The organism is Hymenobacter amundsenii (assembly GCF_002204745.1).
GTDB lineage: Bacteria > Bacteroidota > Bacteroidia > Cytophagales > Hymenobacteraceae > Hymenobacter > Hymenobacter amundsenii.
The window spans coordinates 61,530-73,013 of sequence record NZ_NIRR01000008.1; the positions used below are offsets into that span (position 1 = coordinate 61,530).

The 11,484-nt window shown below is 61.3% G+C and carries 9 protein-coding genes and 1 tRNA gene; 7 read left to right on the forward strand and 3 right to left on the reverse strand.

Features of this window, described 5'->3' with window-relative positions; all coding sequences use genetic code 11:
* Positions 1-93: 93 nt before the first annotated feature.
* A complete protein-coding gene (locus CDA63_RS07230) occupies positions 94-450 on the reverse strand; it encodes an STAS domain-containing protein (protein WP_088463781.1) in 357 nt (118 codons plus the stop codon).
* A gap of 182 nt (positions 451-632) precedes the next feature.
* On the opposite strand from CDA63_RS07230, the gene CDA63_RS07235 reads away from it, so the two are divergent.
* Positions 633-1,334 (forward strand): response regulator transcription factor, encoded by a 702-nt coding sequence (locus tag CDA63_RS07235; protein WP_088463782.1) that lies wholly within the window; start codon positions 633-635, stop codon positions 1,332-1,334.
* 25 nt (positions 1,335-1,359) lie between these two features.
* Here the strand turns inward: CDA63_RS07235 and CDA63_RS07240 are convergent, their stop codons facing one another.
* The gene (locus CDA63_RS07240) at positions 1,360-1,698 is read right to left on the reverse strand and encodes an ASCH/PUA domain-containing protein (protein ID WP_088463783.1); all 339 of its coding nucleotides are present in this window, start codon (positions 1,696-1,698) and stop codon (positions 1,360-1,362) included.
* Positions 1,699-1,960: 262 nt separating this feature from the next.
* Here CDA63_RS07240 and CDA63_RS07245 point away from each other — a divergent pair, with 262 nt between their 5' ends.
* The 5 genes from CDA63_RS07245 (at position 1,961) to CDA63_RS07265 (ending at position 9,906) form a co-directional block, all read left to right on the forward strand.
* Positions 1,961-3,031 carry an aldo/keto reductase gene (locus CDA63_RS07245; protein WP_088463784.1) on the forward strand — a complete coding sequence of 357 codons (1,071 nt, stop codon included), beginning with the start codon at positions 1,961-1,963 and terminating at the stop codon, positions 3,029-3,031.
* A 106-nt stretch (positions 3,032-3,137) separates the two neighbouring features.
* Entirely contained in the window at positions 3,138-4,043 is a 906-nt protein-coding gene (locus CDA63_RS07250) for an alpha/beta hydrolase family protein (protein WP_199797511.1), read from the forward strand.
* 161 nt (positions 4,044-4,204) lie between these two features.
* On the forward strand, positions 4,205-5,830 hold the full coding sequence (locus CDA63_RS07255) for a DUF6377 domain-containing protein (RefSeq protein ID WP_126546769.1): 1,626 nt from the start codon (positions 4,205-4,207) through the stop codon (positions 5,828-5,830).
* Positions 5,831-6,185: 355 nt separating this feature from the next.
* Complete coding sequence (locus CDA63_RS07260) at positions 6,186-8,300, forward strand: glycoside hydrolase family 97 protein (RefSeq protein WP_088463786.1); 2,115 nt, start codon at positions 6,186-6,188, stop codon at positions 8,298-8,300.
* A gap of 187 nt (positions 8,301-8,487) precedes the next feature.
* Complete coding sequence (locus tag CDA63_RS07265) at positions 8,488-9,906, forward strand: alpha-amylase family glycosyl hydrolase (RefSeq protein ID WP_088463787.1); 1,419 nt, start codon at positions 8,488-8,490, stop codon at positions 9,904-9,906.
* A 134-nt stretch (positions 9,907-10,040) separates the two neighbouring features.
* On the opposite strand, the gene CDA63_RS07270 is transcribed toward CDA63_RS07265, so the two are convergent.
* Positions 10,041-10,113 (reverse strand) — tRNA-Met (locus CDA63_RS07270).
* 224 nt (positions 10,114-10,337) lie between these two features.
* Between CDA63_RS07270 and CDA63_RS07275 the strand changes: the two genes are divergently transcribed.
* Complete coding sequence (locus tag CDA63_RS07275) at positions 10,338-11,480, forward strand: alpha/beta hydrolase (protein WP_088463788.1); 1,143 nt, start codon at positions 10,338-10,340, stop codon at positions 11,478-11,480.
* Positions 11,481-11,484: the final 4 nt, after the last annotated feature.

The window sequence follows — 11,484 nt, forward strand, 5'->3', positions numbered from 1 at the left end:
GCCGTACAGCAAGGCTCCCTTACACCGTGTGCGCGGCCACTGGAGCTGTACCGGCCTGGCCGCCTTGATGGAGTGCGGTAGTTGCCGACCGGCTTAGCCGCCTTTCCGGTACAGGTAGCGGCAGTAATGCTCGGCATCGAGCAATGATGCCATAATGGGCGGACGGGTATCGGAGGGAAGGCGGGACAGCCGCTGGTGGGCCTGCCCATCGAGGTGGCAAAGGACGAGCGGAATGTGGCAGTGCCGCAGCCGCTGATAGAAACGGAGCAGTACCCGCAGCGAAGCCAGCGGCAGTTGGGGCAGTTGGCTGCAATCAACCCAGATGCTGGGCCGGCCGCTGCGGCTGGCACGGCGCAGGGCGTACGATAAGCGCGCCACGTCGGTCGGGTCGGGGTCGTCGGCCAGAATCAGCAGGTAGCTTTCAGGAAGAAGTTCCTGGTAGATTTTCATAGCGCATAAGGTGTGATAGGGGGCTAAAGCTGAGGCAAAGGTAGAGCCCACAATCCGCTGATTTATACGGTAAAGTACTGATTTTTGTAAAAGTAATTATACTTATTTCTGCTGCGTACTTATTTCGTAGTATTACGTAAGTCCACGTAGACCCCACGGGCCTTTGGTAAATCTTTATTAGGATGATCAGAATATTACTAGCTGACGACCACACCATCTTGCGCGACGGAATTCGGGCCCTGTTGTCGCGGGAGTCAGATTTGGCAGTGGTGGGGGAGGCTGGCAACGGTCAGGTTCTGCTGGAGCTGCTGGCCACCACGCCCACCGACGTGGTACTCATGGACATCAATATGCCCGTACTCGACGGTTTTGGGGTGATGCCGCTGCTCCGGGAGCAGTTTCCGCACGTGCGGGTGCTGGTACTTTCCATGCTCGACCACGAAATTTACGTGTACCGCATGCTCGAAGCCGGGGCCCTGGGGTACGTGCTCAAAAACGCCGACAGCTCCGAAATTACCCACGCCATCCGGACGGTGGCCGCCGACCGCCCCTTTCTGTGTACCGAAATCGGCCTCAACCTGTTGCACCGCCTGGTAGAGCGCACGCCCATCCCCCAACTGCCCGCATTGCAGTCGCTGGGTGCCGACAAGCGTTTGGGGTCCTTGGCGGCTCAGGCCGCGGGCGGGACGGCCGAGCTATCGGGCCGCGAGCTGGAGGTGCTTCAGCTTATTGGCCAGGGCTTCACCAACGCCGAAATAGCCGAGCAGCTCTTCACCAGCAAGCGCACCATCGAAACGCACCGCCAGAACATCATCGAGAAAACCCAGACCAAAAACACGGCCGCGCTCATCCGCTACGCCATGAGCGAGGGTATTATCGACTGATCAGGGCTGGCGCTGACTGCTGGCGTTACCACAGCTTGGTGTCATGGATGCCATCGGGCAGTGGGGGCAGCTCCTGGAAGCCCAGCACGCACCAGCCTTCGGCCACGCCAAAAGAGCCACCCAGCAGGCGGTAGCTGATCCAGCGGGTGAGCGTCCGGCCGGTGTACTGTTCACTTTCGGGTTCATACTCGCGGAGCAGCAGCAAGTCGCCGACCTGGAAATGGCGGTCGTTTTCGCGTACATCGAAGGGTTTAGCCCCGCTCTCGACGGCGATAAAGCAACCGGGCCAGACCTTCAGCTCGTGGGTGGTTGGTACGGGCTGGGTGGAAGCGGTGTTGGCTGGGTGGTTATAGAAGGAAGTCATGGTGAAGGCAGATGTAGGGCCCCGGTGGGGCCGATGGAGAAAATATAGCTGACTGATTATCAGGTCGGTTACCAGTAGAAGGTACGCAAAAATAGCCGATGGCTCTGTAAGGCCTTGTCTGTCAAGGGATAATCAGCGTCTGCCGAGGCGTTGGTCGCGTTTTGTGCTGAAGAATCGGCAGTTCGTGTGGGCCGGCAGCACTTAACCGGGCCGACCTTTGAGGCTGTTACGTATGGCGTAGCTTAACCTCAGCCGTTTGCCCATGAACCTTGCCAACTTCCGCTCCCTGGGTCGTTCCGGCCTCATCGTCAGTCCACTCGCCCTCGGCACCATGACGTTCGGGACCCCGCGCTGGGGCGCTACGCCCGACGTTTCGCGGGCTATTTTCGATGCCTACACCGCGGCCGGAGGGAATTTCATCGACACCGCCGACATCTACTCGGGTGGGACAAGCGAGGAGCTGGTGGGCCGCTTCGTGGCCGACGGCTCCCGCCGCGATGAGCTGGTGCTGGCCACCAAATTCGGCTTCAATGCCCAAAAAGGCAACCCCAACGCCGGCGGCAACGGCCGCAAGCAGATTCACCGGGCCCTCGAAGGCTCGTTGCGCCGCCTCGGCACCGATTACGTGGACCTGTACTGGCTGCACGTCTGGGACCAGGTGACGCCAGCCGAGGAGGTGCTGCAAACGCTGGGCGACTTGGTGCGGGCCGGCAAAATACGCTACTTCGGCCTCTCCGATATGCCGGCCTGGTACGCCACCAAAATGACCACCCTGGCCCAGGCCCACGGCGTGCCCGGCCCCGTTGCCATGCAGCTGCAATACTCGCTGGTCGAACGCACCTTGGAAACCGAATACGTGCCCGCCGCCCACGACTGCGGCCTCGGTATTGTGCCGTGGAGCCCGCTGGCGGGTGGTTTTCTGGCGGGCAAGTACGAGCGGGAGGGGACAGGGATCCAGCCCGTTGGGGGACACGACGGCCGGCTCAGTGGGGCCAACCCGTTCAGCGGCCCGTTCAGCAAGTTCACGGCCCGCAACTGGCAGATTCTCGATGCCCTGCGCGAAGTAGCCAGCCAACTCGACCGGCCCCTGGCCCAGGTGGCCCTGGCTTGGACGCTGACCCGACCCGGCGTTACGAGTACGCTTATCGGGGCCAGCCGGCCCGAGCAGGTACCCGCCAACCTGGCCGCGCTGGAAATCGGGTTCACCCCCGAACAGCTACGCGCCCTTAATGCCGCCAGCGCCCCCGAGAACCCCGAATTCTTCTCGGCGGGCCTCAAGCAGATGGTTTTCGGCGGAGCCAGCGTGCAGGGCTGGCACGATGGGGCTGAGTGAGACGGCGATACCTGACTTCAGTCGGTGGTTCGCTTATGGCGGCGGCTTGCTGCCAACCGACCGGGTAAGCGCTGGTAAATGGCTGGGTTCAGCTATTTTGGGGCCGATGCCCGACACTACCCCCACAACGCCACCTTACCATGTTGGCTACCGCATGCTCGCCGTGCCCGATCCGGAGTTGTCCCTCGCCGTACCCGTGGTGATGCTTTATCCCACCGCCACGGCGGGGCGGCCCACCATGGTGGGCCTCTACGAGCTGCCTGTCGCGCCAATGGCAGCGGCGGCGGCGGGCGCGTTTCCGTTGGTCGTTATTTCACATGGCACCGGGGGCTCGGGACTTACGCACCGGCTGCTGGCCCACTACCTGGCCCGCCACGGCTGCGTAGTAGCGCTGCCCGAGCACCCGCACAACCACCGCGCCGACAATAGCTGGGCCAACACGCCCCAAAACCTGCTGGCCCGCCCCCGCCATCTGCGACTGGTGATTGATTTTCTGCTGGCTGCGGGTTGGTTGGAAGGCGCAGTAAAAACGAAAGGCGTAGCGCTGATTGGCCACTCGCTGGGTGGCTATTCGGCGCTGGCCCTGGCGGGTGGCCGGGCGCAAAGCCTACCACCTGCCGGTATGGCCGATGGGGGGCAGCCTCTTCCAGTAATTTCCGATGCGCGGGTGCGGGCCCTAGTGTTACTGGCGCCGGCTGTTTCCTGGTTTCAGGCTGAGGGGGCACTCCAAAACGTAACCGTACCGATTCTGCTGCTGGCCGCCGAGCACGACGTTCAGACGCCGCCCGCCTTTCATGCCGCGCTACTTCGCCGCCACCTACCCAACCCCGCTAACCTAACCTACCGCCTGGTGGCAAACGCCGGCCATTTCTCCTTCCTGAGTCCGTTTCCGGCGGCCCGCATAAGTCCGGCCTTACCCCCGTCGCAGGACCCGCCAGGCTTCGACCGGGCGCAGTTTCAGGCGGAATTAGGGCCGGAAGTACTGGCCTTTCTGCGGCGAGTGCTGGGCTAAGTACGCCAGCCGGCCCGGTCCTGACGGGGCCGGCCGCGAACGGCTTTTCGGGCCTTGGAAGCGGCGGCGGAGTGGATCTGGGCCAGTCGGCAGGGGCATCACCTGCCAACTATTTGTTACTTTTGAGCACTGCTGCTTCCGGCAGGCTGCATTCCGGTTTGGTGAAGTTTCTGCTCTTGCTTTGCGTGTGCTTCCTGGGCGTCTGGCCGGCGTGGGCGGCAGTGAGCCCGGCCGATAGTTTGCTGGCGGAGCTCCGTACCGCACTGGCTCACCAGCACGAATACGACGCCCAGCGCTGGAATCGGATTACAGTCCTGACGGACGCCTTTCATTCTGCCAAAGGCAACGACGCTGCCCGTTTCGAGCTGGGTTTGCGCATTTACGACGAGTACAAGGCCTTTAAGTACGACTCGGCCTTCGTGTACAGCCAGAAAATTAGCCGGCTGGCCGAGCGGCTCGATAACCCCGAAAAAACGGAGGTGGCCAAGCTCAAGCTCGCCTTTATACTGCTGTCGTCGGGTTTGTTCAAGGAAACCTTTGAGACCCTGGAAAGCGTCCGGCCCGCGCGGCTGCGCGCCCCCGACAAGCTCGACTTTTACTTCCTGCAGGCCCGCGCTTACAGCGACCTGGGCGACTTCAACCAGGACGCCGTGTACCGCCCCGCCTACCACGCCCGGGCCCTGGCCTACGCCGATACGGCCCTGCAATTCGCCCGGCCTGGTTCCTACGAGCAGCTCTCGATGCAGCAGTTCCGGGCCGTGAAAACCCGCAACCTCGCCCGGGGTGCGGCTCTCTACCACCAGCTTCGCCGCCTGCCCGACCTTTCGCTGCACCAACTGGCCGTGAGTGCCAGCACCGCCGCCTATATCTACACCCTGCTCGGCCGCGACGACCGGGCTTTCGAGCTGCTGCTGACTTCGGCCATTGCCGACGTGAAAACGGCCACCAAGGAAACGGTGGCCATGTTCCAGCTCTCCAACTACTGCTACCAGCGCGGCGACCTGGAGAATGCCTACACCTTTATCAAGGAAGCCCGGGCGCAGGCAGCCTTTTATAAGGCCCGGCAGCGGCAGATCGAAATCAGCCACGTATCGTCGTTGATTGAGAGCCGCAAAATCAACATCATCGAGCGCCAGCGGAAGTCGTTGCGGGTGTATGCGCTACTCGTGACGCTGTTGGCCCTGGCCGTTATCGGGTTTGCCGGACTCACGTTTCGGCAGGTGCGCCGGCTGCGCCGGGCCGGCCGCCTGATTTCGGCTACCAACGGGCAACTGCACGCCCGCAACGAGGAGTTGCGCCAACTCAATCACGGCCTCCAAGAAGCCAACCGCATCAAGGAAGAGTACTTGGCCTACTACTTCCACAACAACTCCCGGTACATTGACAAGCTGGAGGGGCTGAAAAAGGCCCTCGATGCGCCGCTGGCCGGCAAGCAGTATGCCGCCGCCCAGAAGCTGGCCGATGGCCTGAACATCAAGCGGGAGCGGCAGGAGTTGCTGCGGGGTTTCGATACGGTGTTTCTGCGCCTGTTCCCGCGCTTCATCGAGCAGTTCAACGCCCTGTTCCGGGCCGAGGATTCCTTTCAGCTACCCGACGACCAGCTGCTGAACACGGAGCTACGCATCTTCGCCCTCATCCGGCTGGGCATCACCGACAGCGAGCAAATCAGCCGGATGCTGGGTTACTCCATCAACACAATTTATACTTATAAGACCCGGGTGAAGAGCCGGGCCCTCGTGCCGAACGAGGAGTTCGAAGCCCGCATTCAAGCCATTCCGGCCGTCTGATTTGGGGTAAAACTGTTGCTTCGCCCGACGTAGTGGACTGTATGATGCGAGGGGCCGACAGCGGCGGCGGCCAGCCGGTTGGGGGATATGTGGGGGTTGATTTCAGTCGAAAATGAGTTAGTGGGGGGCATACTGACTTCATATTCTGAATCGCTTATTATATTATTAATAGTTTGGTTTACAGTAGTTTGTATAGATATATGATTGATATTTTCTTGACCGGGGCTTGATAATTTTCCGCTAGCAACTGCCGGGGCTTTCTTTGCTTTATCCTGGGTCGCGAGCCCCGGCGCCGGCCGGGCCGGTGCCGGCGTCTGCCATCCTCCGCGCTATTCCTTCCCGATTCCCACCTTTGATGAAGTACTCCGTATTTGCCGTCGTTCTGCTGCTGCTGAGCGGCCGGGAGGCCGCCGCTCAAAACGCCGCCCCCCTCACCGCCCGCCTCGATAAGGTAAGCCTGACTTTTGCCCTGGCCCCCAACGGCCAGCCCACCTACGCCGTGCAGTACGGTTCCAAAATCGTGGTAAAGCCCTCGCGTCTGGGTTTAGCGCTGGCCGAGGGGCCGGGCTTCGAGGGGCCGCTGGAGCTGACGGGCAGCGAAATGAGCAACGTAGATGACACCTGGCAGCCGGTCTGGGGCGAGGTGAAAAACATCCGCAATCACTACCAGCAGCTCACGGTGCACCTGCGCCAGCCCCAGGCTCCCAACCGCCGCCTCGATGTGGTGTTCCGGGTATTTGCCGACGGCGTGGGCTTCCGGTACGAGTTCCCCCGCCAGCCCAACCTGACCTATTTTACGGTGCAGCAGGAGCTGACTGAATTCAACCTGCCGGCCAACCACAAAGCGTTTTGGATTCCGGGCGACTACGACTCCAACGAGTACACCTACACCACCTCGCGCCTGAGCGCAGTGGACACCACGCCCATTGAGGCCATCCAGGAAAAAGCGGCCCCCACGCGGGTGCAAACGCCGCTGATGCTCAAGTCGGACGACGGCCTGTACGTGAATATCCACGAGGCTGCGCTGGTGAACTACCCGGCGATGATGCTGAACGTGGACACCCGCACCTTCGGCCTGACCAGCCAGCTGGTGCCCGCCGCCACCGGGACCGCGGCCTATTTGCAGGCCCCCGAGCACACGCCCTGGCGCACCATCGTGGTGAGCGACAACGCCCCCGCCGTGCTGGCCAGCAAGCTCATCCTCAACCTCAACGAGCCCAGCAAAATCGACGATACCAGCTGGATCAAGCCCCAGAAATTCGTGGGCGTGTGGTGGGAAATGCACGTCAACAAGGCCAGCTGGAACTACGCCGACACCAGCAACATCAAGCTCGCGGGCACCGACTGGACCAAGCTCCAGCCCAACGGCCACCACGGCGCCAACACCGCCAACGTGAAGCGCTACATCGATTTCGCGGCGAAACACGGCCTGGCCAGCGTGCTGGTGGAAGGCTGGAACGTGGGCTGGGAAGATTGGGCCAATAACTGGAAGGAGGAGGTGTTCGACTTCGTGACGCCCTACCCCGATTTCGACGTAACCGAGCTGCAGCAGTACGCCGCCGCCAAGGGCGTGCAGCTGATGATGCACCACGAAACCTCGGCCTCCGTCACCAACTACGAGCGGCGGCAGGACGCCGCCTACCGCTTCATGCAGGCGCACGACTACGCGGCCGTGAAAACCGGCTACGTGGGCCGCATCATCCCGCGCGGGGAGCACCACGACGGCCAGTGGATGGTGAACCACTACGTGCGCACGGCCCAGCAGACGGCCGCCAACCACATCATGGTGGACATGCACGAGGCCGTGCGGCCCACCGGCCTGCACCGTACCTACCCCAACTGGCTGGCCAACGAGGCCGCCCGGGGCAACGAGTTCAACGCCTGGAGTGCCGGCAACCCGCCCGAGCACGAAACCATTCTGCCCTTCACCCGCCTGATGGGCGGCCCCATGGATTACACGCCCGGCATCTTCCAGATCAACCTGGAGCCCTGGAACCCCGCCCGTAACCAGGGCAAGCAGGTGCACACCACGCTGGCCAAGCAGCTCGCCCTCTACGTGACGATGTACTCGCCCCTGCAAATGGCCGCCGACCTGCCCGAAGCCTACGAGCAGCACCCCGACGCCTTCCGCTTTATCGAGGACGTGCCCGTGGACTGGGACGATACCCGCATCCTGCTGGCCGAGCCCGGCGACTACGTCACCATCGCCCGCCAGGCCAAGGGCCGCGACGAGTGGTACGTGGGCAGCATCACCGACGAAAACGCCCGCCGCCAGGAGGTAAAGCTGGATTTCCTGACCCCCGGCCAGCGCTATGAAGCCACCATCTACGCCGACGGCAAGGCTGCCAGCTGGAATAAAAACCCCATGGCCTACCAGATTCAGAAGCTCAAAGTCACCAGCAAATCAACCCTGAAGCTGCAACTGGCCCCCGGCGGCGGCGCGGCTGTGAGTATTAAGCCAATAAAGTAAAGAGGGCAGATGTAGCGCAAGAAGAACTGTCATGCTGAGCGCAGCCGAAGCATCTCTACTGCAATAGTAATCCTGTCGGCTGCAACGAAGCGGTAGAGGTGCTTCGACTCCGCTCCGCTCAACATGACCGTCCTTTTCGCTCCCGCATCATCCCTGATTTCCCATTCATCTTCCCAACCCAATTCCCATGTCGTTACTGATAACTGCTTATAAAAACGCGCTGGTGCTGCTGACTGCCGCCGGTATGGTGGCCGGCTGCAAATCCGAGAATGCGCCCGCGCCCGCGCCGCCCGTTACGCCGCCCGTTATCACCGGCACGCCCCCGCCCGCCCAGTACGGCACGCCCTTCACCGGCGTGCCCAACCGTGAGGATGCCGTGATGTACCAAGTGAACATGCGCGCTTTCAGCCAGAGTGGCAACTTCGCCGGCGTCACGGCGCGGCTCGATTCGATCAAGGACCTGGGGGTGAACGTGCTCTATCTGATGCCCATCTACCCAATTGGCACCGATAGCAAATCGGTCAACTCGCCTTACGCGGTGAACGATTACCGCGCGGTAAACCCCGAATTCGGCTCCCTCACTGATCTGAGGACGTTGGTGGATGGGGCGCACACCCGAGGCATGAGCGTGATGCTCGACTGGGTGGCCAACCACACCAGCTGGGATAACCCCTGGATTACCCAGCACCCCGACTGGTACCAGAAAAATGCGGCCGGCGCCATCATGCCCGTATCCAATAACGGCACCACCTACAACGACGTGGCCCAGCTCAACTTTGCTGACGCAGCCATGCGCCTGGAAATGATTTCGGCCCTGAAATCGTGGGTGTATATGGCCAACGTGGACGGCTTCCGCTTCGACTACGCCGACTTCCAGCCCAACGACTTTTGGAAGCAGGCCACCGATACCCTGCGCAACATCAAGTCGCACAAGCTCCTGCTATTGGCCGAAGGTACCCGTTCCGCCAACTTCGCTTCCGGCTTCGACTACAACTTTGGCTTTAACTTCTACGGCGGCATCTACCAGGTTTACAGGAACGGAGCTACCGCCACCACCTTCGATGGCCTGAATACCAGTGAGTATGTGGGGGCCACGGGGACGCAACAGGTCGTGCGCTACATCACCAACCACGACGTGAATGGTTCCGATGGGACGCCGATAGAATTGTTCGGCGGGAAGGCGGGGGCGATGTCGGCCTTCGTGGTGACGGCTTTGTACAAGGGCGTGCCCATGATATACAATGGGCAGGAAGCCGGCATGAGCCAGCGTATTCCTTTTCCTTTCACTGGCGTGAAGGTGGTCTGGGGCCAGAATCCCGATGTGAAGCGGGCGTACAAGCAGCTGCTGGCCGCCCGGGCCGCCAGCGCGGCTCTACGCGTCGGTACGTCCACGGCTTACAGCACTACTAACGTGTGTGCCTTCACCAAAACGGCCGGTTCCAGCCAGGCACTGGTACTGGTGAACGTGCGCAATACTACCCAAACCTACACCGTACCCGCCACCGTGGCCAACACTACCTGGACCGATGCGCTGCTGGGCGGCTCCGCTACGGTGGGCACCCAGGTAACGCTGCCGGCCTACGGCTACAAGGTGCTGACGAAGTAACCGCAGCTCAGCGGGCGGCGCTAAATGGCCCGCCCGCTGAGCTGTTTACGGCGGCGAAATCCGCCTGCGCGAACGACCGAATTGGGCAAAAAAGAAGCGTCCCGGCTGCCTGTTGGCAACCGGGACGCTTTAGGTAGCGGGGACTGGACTCGAACCAGTGACCTTTGGGTTATGAGCCCAACGAGCTACCAACTGCTCCACCCCGCACTGTTTGGTAATACAAATGTAACAGGGTTTTTTGAGAATGCGACATGTTGAGCCCGAAAGACCGAACGCCAAGGCCGTTCCGGTTGATTATCAGGGATAAAAACTTCTGGTCAAATTATAAAAGGAAGGGAGAGTGTAGAATTTCGGGCTCGCCGCTACTAAAGTCGGCAGTAGCCGTACAGCCAATTCATTGTTTCTTTCTACTAATTATCCATCAAATCCTGATGAACACTTCTGCCTCCCGTTACCGCCACTTGCTGGCGCCCGTGTTTCTTGCTGGTTTGGGCTTAGCTTCCTGCAATACCAACCAATCGACCGAAACGGCCGATGTCACGGCTGACCCCGCAACTACCACAATGCCCGCCGCCGGCTCGATGGCGGCCATAAAGCCAACCGGCCCGGCCCCAGAGTGGGCCCCCAACATCGCCCCCGAAATGCTGGCCGTTATCGAGAAGCTCGACAGCCTCAGTGGACCGACTCCGCCCCACAAGCTTACGCCGGCCGAGGTGCGCAAGGCGCCTTCATTCAAGGAAGCCATGATGGCCGTGATGCAGAAATACAACATTCCGGCTCCGTATTCTGCTGTGGATACCATGAGCAAAATGGTGTCGCCGGGCTTGAAAGTGCGGATTTACACGCCCCAGGGGGCAACGGGGCCGTTGCCGGTTATCGTGTACTACCACGGCGGGGGCTGGGTTATTGCCAACCTCGATACCTACGACGCCTCGCAGCGGGCACTGGCGGCCAAAACCAATGCTATTCTGGTGGGCGTAGCCTATCGGCAGGGCCCGGAGAACAAGTTCCCGGCCGCCCACGACGACTCGTTTGCCGCCTACCAGTGGGTGCTGAAAAATGCGGCCTCCTTCAACGGTGACCCCAAGCGGGTAGCTGTGGCCGGGGAAAGCGCCGGGGGTGGGTTGGCCGCCGCTGTCAGCATTATGGCCCGCGATAAGGGCGTGCAGGCACCCAAGCACCAGCTGCTGGTGTACCCAATTGCGGGTTACGATATGAACACGCCGTCGTATCAGCAGCATACCAAGTCGAAGCCACTTTACAAGGACTTCATGGACTGGTTCTTCACCAACTACCTGCGTAGCCCCGCCGACGGCAAGAACCCAATGATTGACTTGGTGAACGCGCCCAACCTGAAAAACCTGCCGCCGGCTACGGTTATCGGGGCCGGCATCGACCCACTCATGAGCGAGGGTAAAACCTACGCTGATAAGCTTCAGGCTGCCGGTGTTCCAGTTACCTATAAGCTCTACCCCGATGTAACGCACGAGTTCTTTGGGATGGGTGCCGTGGTTCCGCAAGCTGAAGAAGCCGAAAACCTGGCCGCCAACGAACTGAAAAACGCGCTCAAATAGGCAG

Coding starts and splice junctions, on each gene's coding strand:
- CDA63_RS07235 (WP_088463782.1), top strand. CDS start 633: ATGATCAGAATATTACTAGCTGACGACCACACCATCTTGCGCGACGGA.
- CDA63_RS07260 (WP_088463786.1), top strand. CDS start 6,186: ATGAAGTACTCCGTATTTGCCGTCGTTCTGCTGCTGCTGAGCGGCCGG.
- CDA63_RS07245 (WP_088463784.1), top strand. CDS start 1,961: ATGAACCTTGCCAACTTCCGCTCCCTGGGTCGTTCCGGCCTCATCGTC.
- CDA63_RS07250 (WP_199797511.1), top strand. CDS start 3,138: ATGCCCGACACTACCCCCACAACGCCACCTTACCATGTTGGCTACCGC.
- CDA63_RS07275 (WP_088463788.1), top strand. CDS start 10,338: ATGAACACTTCTGCCTCCCGTTACCGCCACTTGCTGGCGCCCGTGTTT.
- CDA63_RS07265 (WP_088463787.1), top strand. CDS start 8,488: ATGTCGTTACTGATAACTGCTTATAAAAACGCGCTGGTGCTGCTGACT.
- CDA63_RS07230 (WP_088463781.1), bottom strand. CDS start 450: ATGAAAATCTACCAGGAACTTCTTCCTGAAAGCTACCTGCTGATTCTG.
- CDA63_RS07240 (WP_088463783.1), bottom strand. CDS start 1,698: ATGACTTCCTTCTATAACCACCCAGCCAACACCGCTTCCACCCAGCCC.